Genomic DNA, 16586 nt, shown 5'->3' on the forward strand with positions numbered 1-16586 from the left:
CACGCCGCTCCGGCAACTCTTCCAGCGTGAACTATGATTGATTTTCGTATGGCGTCGTAAAGAGCCGGTTACGCCACCGCCGCATCCCGCCGCGGCGGGCACGCTCTCTCCGCCAGCGACGCGTCAAATACGTTTCCGTCTTACCTTTTGTTGCCTGCATCGCCGGACCTGGGCCGCGCGGTGTGGTTTATCGATCACATTTGATTCAGACGAGGTTATTGAATGGAGTCAGCATCATTTACCAAAAGCTGGGGCGCTGAATATGTCGCCAACGATGCGGTCCGCTTTCGTCTCTGGGCCCCCGGCCAGCACAGCGTGAGCTTGCGCCTTAACGGCAAAGAGACGCAAATGAGCCCGACCGAGGATGGCTGGTTTGAACTGCTCTCGACCGGCGTCGCGCCCGGCAGCGAATATCATTTTGTGCTGCCCGACGGTACGGTGGTGCCCGATCCCGCCTCGCGTGCGCAAAAAGATGAGGTGAACGGCCCCTCGCTGGTGGTGGATCCCACCCGCTACGCCTGGCAGCATCAGGCGTGGCAAGGCCGCCCCTGGGAAGAGAGCGTGGTCTATGAGCTGCATATCGGCACCTTTACGCCGGAAGGCACCTTCCAGGCGGCGATCGAGAAGCTGCCCTGGCTGGCGGAGCTCGGCATTACCATGATTGAGGTGCTGCCGGTATCGCAGTTCGGCGGCAACCGCGGCTGGGGCTACGACGGCGTGCTGCTCTATGCGCCGCACGCCGCCTACGGCACGCCTGACGACTTCAAAGCCTTTATCGACGCCGCACACGGCCACGGCCTGTCGGTGGTGCTGGATATTGTGCTGAACCACTTCGGCCCGGAAGGCAACTATCTGCCGCTGCTGGCGCCGGACTTTTTCCATAAAGAGCGCGTGACGCCCTGGGGCGCAGGCATCGCCTACGACGTCGACGCGGCGCGCCGCTATATCGTCGAGGCGCCGCTCTACTGGCTGCAGGAGTACCGCCTTGACGGCCTGCGCTTCGACGCCATCGACCAGATTGAAGATACGTCGGAGAAGCATGCGCTGATCGAGATCGCCGAGCGCATCCGCGCGGAGATTTCCGACCGCCCGATCCATCTCACCACCGAAGACAGCCGCAACGTGGTGTTCCTGCATCCGCGCGATGAACAGGGCAACGCGCCACTGTTCAGCGGCGAATGGAACGACGACTTCCACAACGCGATTCACGTCTTCGCCACCGGTGAAACCCACGCCTATTACCAGGATTTTACGCCGCACCCGGAAAAATATGTCGCCCGCGTGCTGGCGGAGGGCTTCGCCTATCAGGGCGAAGTGTCACCCCACAGCGGCGAGGCGCGCGGCGTCGACAGCCGCGGCCAGCCGCCTGCGGCGTTCGTCGATTTTATCCAGAACCATGACCAGGTGGGCAACCGCGCGCTGGGCGAAAGGCTGATTAGCCTTATCGGCGCCGATCGCAACAAGGTGCTGCTCGCGACCCTGCTGCTCTCGCCGCATATTCCGCTGCTGTTTATGGGCGAAGAGTATGGCGAAACCAATCCCTTCCTCTTCTTTACCGATTTCCACGGCGATCTGGCCAAAGCGGTGCGCGAAGGCCGCGCGAAGGAGTTCGCCGGTCACGCCGGGCATGAAGGCGAAAGCGTGCCGGATCCCAATGCCGAAGAGACCTTTACCCGCTCGAAGCTCGACTGGCGCAAGCCGCAGAGCGACGAGGGCAAGGCCTGGCTGGCGCTGTCGCGCCGCCTGCTGGCGCTGCGCCAGCAGCATATCGTGCCGCTGCTCGCCACCGCGGGCGGCCACGCCGGACGCGTGGAGCAGAGCGAGGAAGGCTTTATCCAGGTGAGCTGGCGCTTCCCCGCCGGCACGCTGTCGCTGGCGCTGAATATCGGCGAGAAGAGGCAGCCGCTGCCCGATCAGCCCGGCGAAACGATTTTCGCCTGGCCGGAGAATCGCCCTGACCTGCCGCAAAACGCCATCGTCGTGCGCCTGGCCAAAGGAGATGCCCAATGACTATTCCCGCTTCAACCTACCGTATTCAGTTTCGCAACGGCATGACCTTCGACCGCGCGGCGGCGCTGGTGCCCTATATTAAACGGCTCGGCATCACCCATCTCTACGCCTCGCCGATCTTTACCGCCACCAGTGGTTCGACCCACGGCTACGACGTGACCGACGCCAACGCCATCGATCCCGCCATCGGCGGCCGCGCCGGTTTCGATCGGCTGGTGGAGACGCTGAAGCAGGCGGGCCTCGAGCTGATTATCGACATTGTGCCGAACCATATGGCCGCCTCGCTGGAGAACGCCTGGTGGCGCGATGTGATTGAGCATGGCGAGCAGAGCCGCTACGCGCGCTACTTCGATATCGACTGGTCGCGCCGCCTGACGCTGCCCTTCCTGGGCGACAGCTTTGACGCGGCGCTGGAAAACGGCGAAATCGCGATCAAAGCCGATCCTGACAGCGGCAAACCGGCGTTCGCCTATTACGACAGCTTTTATCCCCTCTCGCCGGCGAGCTATCAGGGACGCGAAGCCGAGGTGCTGGCGCTGAGCGATAAGGCGCAGATCGCGGCGCTGCATGACCGCCAGCCCTACCGGCTGATGTCGTGGCGCGACGCGCCGCGCGACCTCTCCTACCGCCGCTTTTTCGAAATCACCGGGCTGGCGGGCGTTCGGGTGGAAGATCCGCAGGTGTTTGACGACAGCCACCGGCTGATTCTGGAGCTGGTGCATTCGGGCGCGGTCAGCGGGCTGCGCGTCGATCACGTCGACGGGCTGGCCGATCCCAAAGGCTATCTCGAGCAGCTGCGCCAGCATGCGGGCGCGGACTGCTACATCACGGTGGAGAAAATCCTCGGCGAAGGCGAACAGCTTCCAGCAGACTGGCCGGTTTCCGGCACCACCGGCTATGAATTTATCGCCTCGCTCTCCGATGCGCTGGTGGATGGCCGCCAGATCGCCGCACTGCGCCAGGCTTACGATCAGACGGTGGGCGAGCCGGTAGATATGCGCGCCCAGCTGCGCGCCGCCAAGCTGCTGATGGCGGATAAAAACTTCCAAGGCGAATTCACCACCCTGCTGAAGCTGGCGGGCGCTATCGCCAGCGCCTCCGGCGTCACGCTGCCGGAGAGCGATCTGCGCGCCGCGCTGCGCGAGCTGCTGGTGGCGTTTCCGGTCTATCGCAGCTACGGCACGCCGGAAGGCATGCCGCCGGAGGGCGCGGCCCTGCTGCAGCGCGTGGCGGAAACGGTGCGCCGCGACGCATCCGGCCTCTCGCCTGCGGCGCTCGACCTGCTGCTGCGCATCATGAACAACGACGTCGACGCCGCCGTCGCGCCGGATGCCGCCACCTTCCGCACCCGCTTTCAGCAGCTGACCGGCCCGCTGATGGCGAAGTCGGTGGAGGATACGCTCTTTTTCCGCCAGCATATGGCGCTGGCGCTTAACGAAGTCGGCGCCGAGCCGCTGCCGCGCGCCTTCTCGCTGGCGCGCTTTCACGATGAGATGCAGATCCGCCGCGAGCGCGAGCCGGACGGCCTGACCGGCACCTCGACGCACGATACCAAGCGCGGCGAAGATGCGCGTGCGCGCCTCTATACCCTGACGGAGTCGCCGCAGCGCTGGGCGCAGCATGTGGCGCGCTGGCGCCAGATGAACCGCAGCGCAGTGGTGGCGCTTGAGGGCGGCCCGGCGCCGGAACCGGCGGTAGAGTGGATGCTTTACCAGGCGCTGGCAGGCGTCTGGCCCGCCTCCGGCGCGGCGAACGCTGACCAGCTGGCGGCTATCGAACCGCGCTTTACCGCCTTTGTTGAAAAAGCGCTGCGCGAGGCCAAACTGCGTACCAACTGGGCGGATGGCGACGAGGCCTACGAAACGGCGGTGCTTGAGTATGCGCGCCGCCTGCTCTCGCCGGATAACAACGAATTCCTCGCCGACTTTAGTCAGGCACTGCTGCCCTTTATTGCGGCTGGCCTGATTAACTCTCTCAGCCAGACGGTGATTAAGCTGACCGCGCCCGGCGTGCCCGATATCTACCAGGGCAGCGAAGCGCTCAACTTCAGCCTGGTCGATCCCGATAATCGTCTGGAGCCCGACTTCGACGCGCTGCAGCGCATGCTGGGCGAACGCGGCGATTTCTCTTCGCCCGAAGGCTGGCAAACCGGCCAGCTCAAACAGCAGACCATCGCCACGCTGCTGCCGCTGCGTCAGCAGTATTACGATCTGTTCCGCCACGGCGACTATCTGCCTCTGGTGGTTAACGGCACCGAAGCCTCACATGCGATCGCCTTCGCCCGTACCGATGCGCAGCACGCGCTGATCGTTGTGGTGCCGCGCCTGGCTTTCGCCCGTCAGCGCTACAGCGAGGCCACCTCGATTACCCTGAAAGACCCCCTGGCGCTGCGCCGTTACCGCAATGTCTTCACTGGAGAAATGTGTGAGCTCACCGATCGGCTAAGCCTGGAGGCGCTCAACAGCGGTGCGCCGCTGGTGCTGATCGGCATATGAAGAAAGGAAAAAGATCATTCAATGCGGTTGTTGTGGATAGCATTTTACTGAACGGAGAGGGATAAATGTCTGAAGCTACAGAGTTTACTATTACGTCGGGCTCGGGCCAGCAGCTAGGCGCCAACTACGACGGCGAAGGGGTGAATTTCGCCATTTTTTCCGCTCACGCCGAGCGTATCGAGCTTTGTCTGTTTGATGAGAGCGGCAAGAATGAGATCGCCCGCCTGGAGCTGCCGGAGTTCACCCATGAGGTGTGGCACGGCTATGTGCCGGGCCTCAAGCCCGGCGCGCTTTACGGCTATCGCGTTTACGGCCCCTACGATCCAGAGAACGGACATCGCTTTAACCCCAATAAACTGCTGATCGACCCCTACGCGCGCGAACTGGCGGGCGACATCGAGTGGAACGAGGCGCACTTCGCCTATGAGCTGCTGCATGAAGATAAGGATCTGACGTTCGACACGCGCGACAGCGCCCCTTTTATGCCTAAGTGCCGGGTTATCGACCCCAACGAGTTCGACTGGCAGGACGATAACCGTCCGAGCATCGCCTGGCCGAACACGGTGATCTATGAGACGCACGTGAAGGGGTTCACCCAGCTGAATCCGGCGCTGCCGGAGGTGCTGCGCGGCACCTATGAGGGCATGGGGCATCAGGCCACGGTCGACTATATCAAAAGCCTGGGCATCACCTCGGTCGAGCTGCTGCCGGTGCACTGGTTCCCGGACGATCAGCATCTGCTGGACCGCGGGCTGAAAAACTTCTGGGGCTACAACTCCATCGGCTTTTTCGCTCCCGCGCCGCGCTACTACGGCCCGCGCGGCATTCAGGGCTTCCGCGACATGGTGCGCGCCTTCCACGACGCGGGCGTCGAGGTGATCCTCGATGTGGTCTATAACCACACGGCGGAGGGCAACGAGCTTGGGCCGACGCTCTCCTTTAAGGGCATCGACAACTTCTCCTACTACCGCACCCTGCCTGGCCAGCATCGCTACTACATCAACGATACCGGCACGGGCAATACGGTGAATACTTCGCATCCGCGCGTGCTGCAGATGGTGATGGATTCGCTGCGCTACTGGGCGGAGTCGATGCATATCGACGGTTTTCGTTTCGACCTCGGCACTATTCTCGGACGCGAGCCGGAGGGCTTCGATCAGCGCGGCGGCTTCTTCGACGCCATTATGCAGGATCCGGTGCTGTCGAAGCTGAAGCTGATCGGCGAACCCTGGGATATCGGCCCCGGCGGCTATCAGGTTGGCGGCTTCCCGCCGGGCTGGGCGGAGTGGAACGATAAATATCGCGACACGGTGCGCGAATACTGGAAAGGCGATAACGTCTCGACCGACTTCGCCGCCCGCCTGCTCGGCTCTGGCGATCTCTACGATCAGCGCGGCCGCCGCCCCTGGGCGAGCGTCAACTTTATCACCGCCCACGACGGCTTCACGCTGAACGACCTGGTTTCCTACAACGAGAAGCACAACGACGAGAACGGCGAGGATAACAACGACGGCCACAACGACAACCGCTCCTGTAACTACGGGGCGGAAGGCGCGACCGAAGATGAAGGCATTAACGCGGTGCGCGAACGTCAGAAACGCAACTTCCTCGCCACCCTCTTCTTCTCCCACGGGACGCCAATGCTGCTGGCGGGCGACGAGTTTGGTCGCAGCCAGCTGGGCAACAACAACGGCTACTGCCAGGACAGCGAGATCTCCTGGGTGCACTGGGAGAATCTCCCCGCCAGCGCGGAGGCGCTGCGCGAGTTTACGCGCCACGTTATCCGCCTGCGCGCCGAGCAGCCGCTGCTGCGCCGCGAAAACTGGCGCGACGGCATGGAGATCCAGTGGTTCAACGCCGGTGGCGGCTTCCAGCAGGCGGAACAGTGGGAAGAAGGCTCGACGCTGGGCGTCTATATCGGCCGTCCTGATCTGCAAACCGAGGAGGGCATCTGGCACGACGTGCTGATGCTGATCAACCCGTTTGAGGGCACGGTGCCGTTCCGCATTCCGCAGTTTGGCGAAGGCGGCTGGGTACTGGAACTGACCACCTCCGACAACGACAATAAGGGACTGGTGATCACCAAAGAGAAGGATTTTGAGCTGGAGGGGCGCAGTCTGGCGCTGTTCCGTCGACCCTAAACCGCAACGCTAGCTAAAGAGGCGCAGCGCCCCGTTTTGGGCCGCTGCGCTTTTTTATTATGTGCGGCATCAGAAGCAGACCTCCTTTTCGTGATATCGATCACAAATCAGCACTAACGGTCAAACTGTACAACTATATTTAAACTTGTACATATTTAGTTAAATTTTCTTTAGCTGATATAGAATTAGCCGTCGCTTTTTTCTGCGCGGTTATTTCCGGTAGCGAGAAAAGCAAATAGTCATCTCAAATGTCACATTGCCAAATCGCCATTCTGCTTACATAGTTAAAGTGCATTGAGACTCTTTTAATTATTATTATTTTATACAGAGAGGAATTGATATGACTCAGCGACGTGGTGGAGCAGGTAATTTTGCTGAAAACCCCGACAGAGCGCGGGAAGCGGGTAAAAAAGGTGGGCAGATGAGCAGCGGTAACTTTAAATATAACCGCGAGCGCGCGGTCGAGGCAGGACGCGTTGGCGGCAAGCTCAGCCGCCGCTCCGCCGCGGATAAAAGCGCCAGTTAAAAATAAAATTTCGCCGGGAAGAGGCTTCCCGGCTTTTATTTACTTTATCCTTTTCACCGCATCCTTTTATTCTGCACACCCCATCCCTTTAAATAACACCAGACTCACTATGCAGATAATTAACCGCGTTCAGTGCGACAGCCGCCGTTATTTTGCTGCACGCGTTTCGGCAATAGGTATCGGCTGCCGTAGCCGCTCGGCTGAGACGCCAGTACCCGGCGCAGTACCTGCACATAATCCATGACCAGGCCCGGCGTCCAGGTCATGCCCTCCGCCCGGCTGCGGATCAAACTCAGCAGCCAGAAGTCGGGATCGAGCAGCGCCGCGTAGCCCTTCATGCCGCGCAGCCCCAGCAGTCCCTCTGTGGCGACGTCCAGCGCCTGCATCACGCTGGTGGAGCAGTTGCGCGACGTCAGGTTATAGCGGCAATCCTGACCGTGACGCGCCCAGTAGTTGAGCAGCGCCTGCTGGTTGTAATGCGGCAGCGAAAGGCGCTTGTCGGGCAGACACCACTCTTTGATCTCCCGTTCAAGGGAGCGCTGGTGAAAGCCGGCGACATCATTCTCTTCACGCGCGTGCAGCATTTGTAGCACGCCGCTCAGGGTGCCGGTCATATCCTCGACCGGATAGAGGCTGACGTAGAGAGCGTCGCCCATCGCCAGCGAGGTATGGCCGGTGGAAACCTGTCCGCGATGATCGATAGCCGCAACCCAGCGGTCAAACCAGGGGCGCCGTCCGGCAACGCTGCCCGAGCCCAGCGGCGTCCAGATATAGATGGTGAGCGGTTCGCTGGCGGGCGCGGCGTCGCAGGGAACGTGACGATAATCGAGCCCGTGCGGTTTACGCACGCCTTTTCGGGTAAAGAGCGGCAGCGCCGCTACGCTGGTTTCCGGCGGCAGCGCACGAATTTGCCAGGCCATCTGCAGCAGCGAGAGCGCCCAGCCCAGCAGCACCAGAGCGAATCCCATCGGGATCAGCACGCGATGGGGCAGCGGCCAGTCGGTGACGATCATCAGGCTGAGCAGCCATTCGCCGCCGCCGATCGCCAGCTTGCTGTGCCAGCGGCGACAGCGCATCAGCGTGCAGGCGATGATGCGAAAGCCGCCATCCAGTAAAAAGGCGAGCGCAAACAGCCAGGCGACGCAGCTGCCCTTCTCGTGCGGCGCGGCCAGCAGCGCCGCGCCGAGCAGTATCAGCGTCAGCGCTTTGCTCTGCGCCGCCCAGCCGCTGTCGAACCCGGTTCGCGCGCGCCAGGCCTGTATCACACCTTCGGAGAGGAGGAAAATGCTCAGCAAACAGAGCGGCACAGCCAGCGTGCCGTGGTACAGGCTCTCCAGCACGAGACCCGCGCTGGCGGCAAGGCAGAGCGTGCCGGCCAGCAGCAGACCTGACCAGTTGGCGCGCAGCATCGGCCCGCCCATTAATAAAAAAAGCAATCGCAGCAAAGAGAGTCGCTCCCGTCGAAACAATCAACGTCTGGTTTGCCGGACAACATGCGCGACGGCACCGGGCATTCCTTCTCCCCTGGGCAGGATCCTGACCTGGCGTTAGCAGTGCGTGCAGCCTACGGACTAAAGATTAGTTTTCGCTTAATTTTGTCGCGCCGTGTCGCAACTCGTTTTTGTATGACAGAAAAAAGGCCTGAGGCGGCATTGCGCGTCAGGCCTGGGTGTTGACGTTTTGTCGCTTAGTTGCCGCGATAGGTGGAGTAGCCGTAAGGGCTAAGCAGCAGCGGGATGTGGTAGTGCTGGCTGGCGTTCTCGATCGTGAAAATCACCGGGATCTCCGGGAAGAAGGTTTTTTGCTTCACGCTGGCATAGTAGTCACCGGTTTTAAATACCACTTTATAGGTGCCCTGCTCCGCCTGTTTGCCCGCCGGATAGAGCGCGCTGATGCGGCCATTGGCGTCGGTGACGCCGGTAGCAAGCTTGACCCAGTCGCCGTTGCGGTTTTGATCCAGCTCGACCGTGACGCCAGCGGTAGGAATGCCAGTTTGTAAATTCAGCACGTGAACGCTGATCGGGTTTTTCATCGCGGCAGGTTCCGCCGCCGTGGCGGAGAAAGCGAAAGCCGCCAGCGCGGCGGCACCGAACATTGAGAGAGATTTCATAAGTCGTCCTTTTTTATGTTGAGGACCACAGGTTAAGCCAGCATGCAGCGCGACCTCTCCTTTTTCGTTGCATATCTGAAATTTCCGAGACCTGCAGCGCGGGATATTTCCCTTCTGGTGTGGTTAATAAAAATGATTATTTAGCCTGCTTATTTCCCTGCCCCATCTTTTTCTGACCTGTTTGATTCTGGACGCCCGCAGCGGTGCGACGTTTTTATTTTTTCCTGCCGCGCGCGGTTATGATAATTTGGTAGCAAATATTCTCCTAAGTTAAGCGATGACCTTATCCCGTATCCCCGCCGCGCCCGCCAGAGAGCGTGGCAGACCAAGAACTTTCGATATCGATATCGCCCTGGATAACGCCATGATCGTCTTCCGGCAGAAAGGCTTCCACGCCTCGTCGATCGCCGATCTCAGCGAAGCCATGAATCTGACGGCGGGCAGTATCTACAAGGCTTTCAAAGACAAACGCAGCCTGTTCCTGCGCGTGTTCGAACGCTATATCAGCGTGCGCGGCGCCGACCTGCGCGCGCGCCTGCAGCACTATCCTACCGGCAGGGCGCGCATCGCCGAAATGCTGCAGTTTTATCTCGACTCCGCCCGTGAAATCGAGGGTCGGCGCGGCTGCCTGGTAGTCGGCAGCACCGTCGAGCTGCAGAGCCTGGACGAAGAGCTTTCCGAGCTGGTGCGCCAGGCGGTGCTGCGCAACCGTAATTTTCTTATCGCACTGATTCGTGAAGGCCAGGAGGACGGCTCGGTTTCTGCCGCGCTGGATGCGGAGACGGCAGCAGGCCTGTTATTGTGCGTGGCGTTCGGCATGCGCGTAGTGGGGAAAGTTCAGGATGTGACTAATGGAGCAGAAACGATTAATATGCTGCTTGGCATTCTGGATTAACCTGCTTGCCCTATTAGGAAATATTTATTTCCTAAATGCAGGGTAGCAGCGCGTTTTTCTCAGACGATCGTTCTGTTTGTGCTTTATTCCGGTTAAATAGTTAAAGAGATAATGCGTTCAAAATTACCCATTCGTCATCGCTTTTCAGGAGACAGAGTGAACCACAATGAAACTGCTGATAATCAGGACGTTTACGCTCTGCTTGGCCGGGTGGTGGCGCAGCTCCTGCAGCCTGGCGAAGCCCTTCCCATCCAGGAAATTATTGGCGCGCTCTATCGCGCTGGCGCACGCGCAGAAGATCCAGAAATCAAGGCCGCCTGCGAGCGCGCAATTCGGCTGCTGGCCAGTAAATTAAACTGACACCAGGCTGTTATCTGCTTACCAGTCTGACCAAAATTTTTCCTAACCCGTTGTTAATACTGGCAGCATACTGAAGTTCAAAAAACAAACGCCGGCCTGCACAGGTAATCCTGTACAACCCCGTAAAAATTGTATAACTTTAGGCCTGACTTAACTGATTATCTTTTAATCATACGGACTTTAAGGGTTGTTTATGCGTCAGACTGGAGACAGGCCAACCACAGGCAGTGATATCGCCCACTACTTCAAGAAGGCGACGCTGCCATGCGAGCAGGAAACCCTGGGGCGGATTGTGGTCGAGATCCTGCGCGCGGGCAAACAGCTCAACAGGAAGACGCTCTGCACCAAACTGCTGGCCCGTCTTGAGGTTGCATGCAGCCCGGAAGAAGAGCAACATTATCAGAAGCTTATAGGTTTATTGTTTAAGCGTTAATTATAATTTGCAGGCTGACCATTGCGTTCATCCCCTGCCCGCAGCATGATTCACAGTGGAACGTGTCAGGAAGAGCATTTTGACGGATACAGGCCGCAGGCGAGAGCTCGCATAGCCGGTTTTGCGTCTGACCACTCTCTCCCGTCAACGGGCAAACACTGTAACAAGAGATGCGGGTATGCACAGAAGTAAGATTGAAAAACTCACCGATTACCTGATTGGCGAAGCCGTCGCCGCGCTGCTTGAGCAAAATGCCTCGATTTCGGGCGCCTCGCTGGCGAATCGCCTGAAAGCCATGGCACTGACGGAGCACGACAGCGAAAGAAAACAGGCGCTGGCGGAGATACGCCAGGAGTTTCCTTCGGCGCGCGCCGTCAGTGAACCGCCGCGCGGCTATCCCGAACCGCTTTCGTCCAGCGCAAAGAAACACTGAGGCTTCAGGCCGATCGCTTATCTGACGATCGGCAAATCTGAAAAGCGGGTGGTATAGGCTGGTGACAGCATATCGCGCTTCATCGCCCAGCTCTTTTCAATGCCCTGTCCGGCAAACCAGAGTGTTCCCCTGCCCGCCTGATTGATTTTATCTACCACCTGCATCAGCGCTTCGCTATTGGCTCGCGGCCCACAGGCGTCAAACAGATGCAGCTGCGCCACGTTCTGGCTGAAAAAATCGCCCAGCATGACGCCCGCCTTCATGTAGCGGTAGCCGTCCAGCCAGATGCGATCCAGCGCCTCTGTGGCGATGCGGACGATATCACGCGTGTCGTTGGAAGGAGTCAGCAGCTGCCCCATCGCCTGATTGCCATAATAGGCTTCATTGGCCGCGTGCGGGCTGGTTTTCAGAAACACGGCAATCTGCCGACAGTACTGATTCTCCTGCCGCAGCTTTTCCGCCGCCCGCTCCGCATACTGACAAACCGCCTGCCGCACCGCGCTGTAATCGGTGAGGCGCGAGCCAAACGAGCGCGAGCAGACGATTTGCTGTTTCGTCGGCACCATCTCTTCCAGATCCAGGCAGGCTTCGCCGCGCAGTTCGCGCACCGTGCGCTCCAGCACCACGTTAAAGTGCTTGCGGATGACCCAGGTAGAGCTGTCTGCCAGCTGCAGCGCGTGCTTAATGCCCATCTGATGCAGCTTTTTAGCGATACGCGCGCCGACGCCCCACACCTCTTCTACCGGCACCAGCGCCATCAGCTTACGCTGCCGCTCGGCGTGTGACAGGTCGACCACACCTTGCGTACCGCGATATTTTTTCGCGGCGAAGTTGGCCAGCTTCGCCAGCGTCTTGGTAGGCGCAATCCCGACCCCTACCTGCAAATGCAGTTCCTGCTTAACCCGCGCCTGCACGGCGCGCCCAAACGCCTCAAGCGGCTGGCAAAAGCTGACGCCGCTCAGGTCCAGGAAGGCCTCATCGATACTGTACATTTCTACCGCTGGCGCCATCTCCTCCAGCGTGGTCATAACCCGCAGGCTCATATCGGCATAGAGCGCGTAGTTAGAGCTAAAAACCTGCACCCTGTGCTGGCGCAGCGTTTCTTTCAGCTTAAAAAAAGGAGCGCCCATTTTAATGCCGAGCGCCTTAGCCTCTGCGCTGCGGGCGATCACGCAGCCATCGTTATTGGAGAGCACCACCACGGGCACGCCGCGTAAGTCGGGACGAAAGACGGTTTCACAGCTGGCGTAGAAGCTGTTTACGTCCACCAGCGCGTACATATTAGTGCGTCGATTTAATAACGTAGGTCACGACGCCAAACACCTGAAGTCCTTCGGGCGCGTTAATAGGGATCGGGCTGTGTTTGCTGTTGGCTGGCATCAGCAGCAGAGAAGGATGGATGCGAAGCTGTTTAATAGTAAATTCGCCATCAACGGCGGCGACGATAATATCGCCATGCTTCGCCGTAAGAGAGGAGTCGACGACAATCATATCCCCCTCGCCTATGCCTGCGTCGATCATCGAATCGCCGCTGACGCGGAGAAAATAGGTTGCGCTGGGGTGCTGCACCATCAGGTCATTCAGGTCGATGCGTTTTTCGATGTAATCCTGCGCGGGCGACGGAAAACCGCAGGGCACACGCTCAATGTAAAGCGGCAAAGAGAGCAGGTCGCGGACTTCCGCGGGGCGATATAACTTCATGAGAAAGGCTCCTTCTTCTGAATACTGTATATAAATACAGTAATATCAAACTCATGATTTAATCAAGGCGCGGCGGTGGTAAAAATGGTAAACCCACTGACGCTGAAGGGATTATTTTTTGTAAGGCCGGGCGCTCCATCGGCGCCATGAGCAAAATATCGCCTTAATTCAAACTGATATGATGATAATATGAGCGCTGAAACCTGAATAAAACGGGCTTTCGCCGGGCTTGTGTTTTCATCATCTCACCCCTTTTCAGAGTGTCATCTGCTTTACCTGGCAGTGACGGCCGCGAGGCGCTCCCTCCCCTTTTCCGCATCGCTTTTGATGCTCTGATGGTTAAATGTTTACTCGGCCGTCCAAAACGGATTCTGGCTTTTTTGCCCTGAAGAGGGGCAGTCGCTCTTTGTAAGAGATATAAATCAGCGCATCGTTTTTTTTAAAACGATTAAAACGCTATATTAATAGCAGCTAAATAACAGCATGCGCGTGAAAGGTAGGTCTCTAACCGTTAGAGATGAAGGTATTTATTTATTTTAAATCAGTGGCGGCGTTTATTAACTATGTTATGCTTAAAATGAATTCTGAGCCCAAGCCTCCACCAGAGATATTGCTCTACGAGTCCGTTTCATATCCAATATGACTCCCCCCTGCACTGCAGGGGAATTTTTTATTTCGCTTTATTAAATATCACTATCATTCTTCCCTCTCTGTTTCCCCTGGCTATGCGCGGCGTGACCGGTGCAGGCGCGTCTCTACAGAAAAGAGTGGCCTGTCCAGAGCAGCTTAGTTACCGTGCTGCCAGATATAAGTTGCAGACCATTCTTAGTAATCGTTTTCAGATATAAAAAACCACTACAATTCAATCACTCCCCTTTATCAGCAACCTAATCATTAGAAATCTAAATTTATAATATGGCCCGTCAGAGAGGTAATTATCGCTGACGTTGACTATGTTTAAGCGGCTCGGTAATGAAATCCACAATGCTTACTGAGCGGCTGTTACTCCAACCCCTTGCCCCCTTTTGGGGGCTTTTTTTGGCCGAAGCGCCCCTGGCGCGATGGGGCCGCCGCTGCTGCGCAGTATCCCGAAAGGGGCCCTGATAAGCCGATACAGGGCCCGTCATCCCGCATACAGGCGCTGTGCGACAGCGGCAAAAAACCAGCAACAGCAAAGTCCTACAGCTTGTACTGCTGACGGACTTTTCGCGGCCTGCTCAACAGATCGACGGACCCTCAACGTATGTCAGCCATACTCAAGCAAGCGAAACGCAAATGAGTCTGGCTCGAACGCTTTAGCGTGCTGCCTGCCGCGCCGGAACAGAGGCCGCTACCCGCTGACGGCGCAGAGAGACAGCACTGCTCATTTCGACGCAGGCGCTGCCGGCGTCGCTACTCCTGCTGCTGCAGCGCCTCCCTCATCATCTGTTCATTGCTGAGGCGTTTGCGCACAAGGCTGTTGTATTTCGCCAGCCACACGGAATATTGATCAACCTTTTTTTGCGCGTCCGCTTCATTTTCAGCGTAGCAGAGGAAAATGCGGCTTTTAGTATTGCTGTGTTCATCAACGGCGTACACTTCAAAATCCACGCCATATTTACTGTATATAATGGCGGTAAAAGAGATTTTCTCCCAGGATTCAATTTTATTTTCAAACTGCTTATAGTTCACGTTATTCACCTGACAATAATTAATGCTCGTGCCCGGCCAATAGCCGGGCACGAGCATTATAACGCCAGCAGAAAAGCATAATTGTTTAAAAAAGTCATTTCACATTTACCCCTTCATAAAATATGCGTGACTTTGCTTTAAATCAAATCAAGCGACATTATTAAAGCGAGCGACCTTTTCGCCGCTGCGTCGTGACAGACACAGCGCCCTCTTTACCGCTTCGTTTTTACCGTTTCGCTTTAGACGATCACGACATATTATTTGTCGAGTCAAAAGGTGAAGGCGGCAATAAACGGCTGCCGACTATTTCAAAATCCATTTGGCGAAAATAGGTGGCCGTTATCGGAATGGCGCTTTGCGGCCGATACCAGCTGAACTGAGATAAGTAGTACCAGACCTGCAGCGGTTCGTTTCCCGATTTAACCCAGTAGAAACCTTCTTTCATAAGTGACTCGCTCAGCGAATGCTGTTTTAAAGACACTCATGCATGTCTAATCGTGAGCGGCGCCTGAATTTAGCGCCGCAGCGGGTTTTCCTGCGTTCATGACAACGTACCCAGAACTTAAAGCGTAGCACTCTTTAAGCTGAATGACCGATTAATATGGCAAGGAAACCATTTCCTGCTGCGAACCTGACGTTTATTCTGTTAATTGATGGCGCTTAATCAACGCATTTATCTCGCCTTTTCAGCAGATATCATTAATGCGCCGCCTGGTTAACTTTGCCTGATAAAAAACCTCGCCAGATAGCGAGGTTTTTACCGATCGTCACGCCGGGTAATAATTAATCCTTACTCTGTAGCAGGAAGCGGTAAATAAGCCCGCCGATACAGCCACCGGCAATCGGCACCAGCCAGAACAGCCAGAGCTGCTGCAGCGCCCAGGTTCCCTGAAAAAGCGCAACCGCCGTACTGCGCGCCGGGTTGACCGACGTATTGGTGACCGGAATGCTGATCAGATGAATTAGCGTCAGCGCCAGACCAATGGCGACGGGTGCAAAGCCCGCTGGCGCTTTTTTGTCAGTGGCACCGTGAATAACGATCAGGAAGAATGCGGTCAGCACCAGTTCGACTATAACGGCTGACTGCAGGGAATAGCCGCCAGGCGAATGCTCACCGAAGCCGTTAGAAGCGAAGCCGCTGGCGGTCGCGTCGAAGCCTGCTTTGCCGCTGGCGATAAGATAAAGGACGCCAGCCGCCGTAATACCGCCAATAACCTGTGCAATGATATAGGGCACGACGCCTTTCGCGCTAAAACGGCCGCCCGCCCACAGGCCCAGCGTGACCGCAGGATTAAAATGGCCGCCGGAGATATGGCCGACCGCATAGGCCATGGTCAATACCGTCAGACCAAATGCGAGCGCCACGCCGAGAAAGCCGATACCTAATTGCGGCCAGGCAGCGGCGAGCACTGCGCTTCCGCAGCCGCCGAATACCAGCCAGAACGTGCCGAAAAATTCAGCCGCAGTTTTTTTTAACATCATCTCCCCCTGGTTTTTTGCAACGTTGCAGCGGGCATAAATGACCTGCCCGCCAGTATAAAAAAAAGATAAATAGCTACTGGCTTGAACGCTTAAATAACGCCTGCCGATTTTCACGGCCTACTACTTTCTCGTGAGCCTGAAAACTGGCAAAAAAAATACCCTGAATAAACAGGGTAAGTTTTAACAAGCCAAGAATACAAAGATTACATTTTAAGAGGTTGTTTGAGCCGGGTCACTTAACAACACACGCGCTAATAATATTCCTCTCTGCGCTTTACTTTATGATCCCGGTCAATTTTAACCGCCCCGGCCTTTCGTTATTATTCTCA

Annotated in this window: 15 protein-coding genes; 8 read left to right on the plus strand and 7 right to left on the minus strand. The window is 57.4% G+C overall.

Annotation, left to right across the window (positions count from 1 at the left end):
* The first annotated feature begins 222 nt into the window (after window positions 1-222).
* From treZ to Q9R34_RS05515, 4 genes are all read left to right on the plus strand, one after another.
* Complete coding sequence (gene treZ / locus Q9R34_RS05500; RefSeq protein WP_485892700.1) at window positions 223-2010, plus strand: malto-oligosyltrehalose trehalohydrolase; 1788 nt, start codon at window positions 223-225, stop codon at window positions 2008-2010.
* Entirely contained in the window at window positions 2007-4505 is a 2499-nt protein-coding gene (treY, locus tag Q9R34_RS05505; RefSeq protein ID WP_485892702.1) for a malto-oligosyltrehalose synthase, read from the plus strand. The genes treZ and treY overlap by 4 nt, the downstream gene beginning before the upstream one ends.
* A 65-nt stretch (window positions 4506-4570) precedes the next feature.
* Window positions 4571-6646, plus strand: a complete 2076-nt coding sequence (gene glgX / locus Q9R34_RS05510) for a glycogen debranching protein GlgX (protein ID WP_485892704.1) — start codon at window positions 4571-4573, stop codon at window positions 6644-6646.
* A gap of 340 nt (window positions 6647-6986) precedes the next feature.
* Window positions 6987-7172 carry a con-10 family general stress protein gene (locus tag Q9R34_RS05515; RefSeq protein ID WP_033747833.1) on the plus strand — a complete coding sequence of 62 codons (186 nt, stop codon included), beginning with the start codon at window positions 6987-6989 and terminating at the stop codon, window positions 7170-7172.
* 119 nt (window positions 7173-7291) lie between these two features.
* Here Q9R34_RS05515 and Q9R34_RS05520 read toward each other — a convergent pair whose 3' ends face one another.
* Together Q9R34_RS05520 and uraH are read right to left on the minus strand one after the other, a co-directional pair.
* Window positions 7292-8617: a hypothetical protein gene (locus Q9R34_RS05520; protein ID WP_485892706.1), complete on the minus strand. Its 1326-nt coding sequence runs from the start codon at window positions 8615-8617 to the stop codon at window positions 7292-7294.
* Window positions 8618-8859: 242 nt separating this feature from the next.
* Complete coding sequence (uraH, locus tag Q9R34_RS05525) at window positions 8860-9282, minus strand: hydroxyisourate hydrolase (RefSeq protein ID WP_485892707.1); 423 nt, start codon at window positions 9280-9282, stop codon at window positions 8860-8862.
* 277 nt (window positions 9283-9559) lie between these two features.
* Here uraH and Q9R34_RS05530 point away from each other — a divergent pair, with 277 nt between their 5' ends.
* From Q9R34_RS05530 to Q9R34_RS05545, 4 genes are all read left to right on the plus strand, one after another.
* Entirely contained in the window at window positions 9560-10177 is a 618-nt protein-coding gene (locus tag Q9R34_RS05530; protein WP_434125349.1) for a TetR/AcrR family transcriptional regulator, read from the plus strand.
* A gap of 111 nt (window positions 10178-10288) precedes the next feature.
* A complete protein-coding gene (locus tag Q9R34_RS05535; RefSeq protein ID WP_485892708.1) occupies window positions 10289-10537 on the plus strand; it encodes a hypothetical protein in 249 nt (82 codons plus the stop codon).
* A gap of 193 nt (window positions 10538-10730) precedes the next feature.
* Entirely contained in the window at window positions 10731-10970 is a 240-nt protein-coding gene (gene ycgZ, locus Q9R34_RS05540) for a regulatory protein YcgZ (protein ID WP_434125347.1), read from the plus strand.
* A 178-nt stretch (window positions 10971-11148) separates the two neighbouring features.
* Window positions 11149-11403 (plus strand): hypothetical protein, encoded by a 255-nt coding sequence (locus Q9R34_RS05545; RefSeq protein ID WP_485892710.1) that lies wholly within the window; start codon window positions 11149-11151, stop codon window positions 11401-11403.
* Between the two features lie 17 nt (window positions 11404-11420).
* Here Q9R34_RS05545 and umuC read toward each other — a convergent pair whose 3' ends face one another.
* The 5 genes from umuC to aqpZ form a co-directional block, all read right to left on the minus strand.
* Window positions 11421-12683: a translesion error-prone DNA polymerase V subunit UmuC gene (gene umuC / locus Q9R34_RS05550; protein WP_485892711.1), complete on the minus strand. Its 1263-nt coding sequence runs from the start codon at window positions 12681-12683 to the stop codon at window positions 11421-11423.
* A 1-nt stretch (window position 12684) separates the two neighbouring features.
* Window positions 12685-13104 carry a translesion error-prone DNA polymerase V autoproteolytic subunit gene (umuD, locus tag Q9R34_RS05555; protein ID WP_434125343.1) on the minus strand — a complete coding sequence of 140 codons (420 nt, stop codon included), beginning with the start codon at window positions 13102-13104 and terminating at the stop codon, window positions 12685-12687.
* Window positions 13105-14496: 1392 nt separating this feature from the next.
* Window positions 14497-14775: a hypothetical protein gene (locus Q9R34_RS05560; RefSeq protein WP_485892712.1), complete on the minus strand. Its 279-nt coding sequence runs from the start codon at window positions 14773-14775 to the stop codon at window positions 14497-14499.
* 247 nt (window positions 14776-15022) lie between these two features.
* Window positions 15023-15220: a hypothetical protein gene (locus tag Q9R34_RS05565; protein ID WP_485892713.1), complete on the minus strand. Its 198-nt coding sequence runs from the start codon at window positions 15218-15220 to the stop codon at window positions 15023-15025.
* A gap of 338 nt (window positions 15221-15558) precedes the next feature.
* Window positions 15559-16254, minus strand: a complete 696-nt coding sequence (gene aqpZ / locus Q9R34_RS05570) for an aquaporin Z (RefSeq protein ID WP_485892714.1) — start codon at window positions 16252-16254, stop codon at window positions 15559-15561.
* Between the last annotated feature and the right edge of the window lie 332 nt (window positions 16255-16586).

The sequence above is a fragment of the Enterobacter sp. BRE11 genome (assembly GCF_031844285.1).
Classification (GTDB): domain Bacteria; phylum Pseudomonadota; class Gammaproteobacteria; order Enterobacterales; family Enterobacteriaceae; genus Pantoea.

What these genes read in the sequence shown, in the direction of transcription:
- treZ (WP_485892700.1), top strand. Translation starts at nt 223, where the DNA reads ATGGAGTCAGCATCATTTACCAAAAGCTGGGGCGCTGAATATGTCGCC.
- uraH (WP_485892707.1), bottom strand. Translation starts at nt 9,282, where the DNA reads ATGAAATCTCTCTCAATGTTCGGTGCCGCCGCGCTGGCGGCTTTCGCT.
- Q9R34_RS05530 (WP_434125349.1), top strand. Translation starts at nt 9,560, where the DNA reads ATGACCTTATCCCGTATCCCCGCCGCGCCCGCCAGAGAGCGTGGCAGA.
- Q9R34_RS05515 (WP_033747833.1), top strand. Translation starts at nt 6,987, where the DNA reads ATGACTCAGCGACGTGGTGGAGCAGGTAATTTTGCTGAAAACCCCGAC.
- ycgZ (WP_434125347.1), top strand. Translation starts at nt 10,731, where the DNA reads ATGCGTCAGACTGGAGACAGGCCAACCACAGGCAGTGATATCGCCCAC.
- treY (WP_485892702.1), top strand. Translation starts at nt 2,007, where the DNA reads ATGACTATTCCCGCTTCAACCTACCGTATTCAGTTTCGCAACGGCATG.
- Q9R34_RS05565 (WP_485892713.1), bottom strand. Translation starts at nt 15,220, where the DNA reads ATGAAAGAAGGTTTCTACTGGGTTAAATCGGGAAACGAACCGCTGCAG.
- Q9R34_RS05535 (WP_485892708.1), top strand. Translation starts at nt 10,289, where the DNA reads ATGCGTTCAAAATTACCCATTCGTCATCGCTTTTCAGGAGACAGAGTG.
- umuD (WP_434125343.1), bottom strand. Translation starts at nt 13,104, where the DNA reads ATGAAGTTATATCGCCCCGCGGAAGTCCGCGACCTGCTCTCTTTGCCG.
- umuC (WP_485892711.1), bottom strand. Translation starts at nt 12,683, where the DNA reads ATGTACGCGCTGGTGGACGTAAACAGCTTCTACGCCAGCTGTGAAACC.
- aqpZ (WP_485892714.1), bottom strand. Translation starts at nt 16,254, where the DNA reads ATGTTAAAAAAAACTGCGGCTGAATTTTTCGGCACGTTCTGGCTGGTA.
- glgX (WP_485892704.1), top strand. Translation starts at nt 4,571, where the DNA reads ATGTCTGAAGCTACAGAGTTTACTATTACGTCGGGCTCGGGCCAGCAG.
- Q9R34_RS05545 (WP_485892710.1), top strand. Translation starts at nt 11,149, where the DNA reads ATGCACAGAAGTAAGATTGAAAAACTCACCGATTACCTGATTGGCGAA.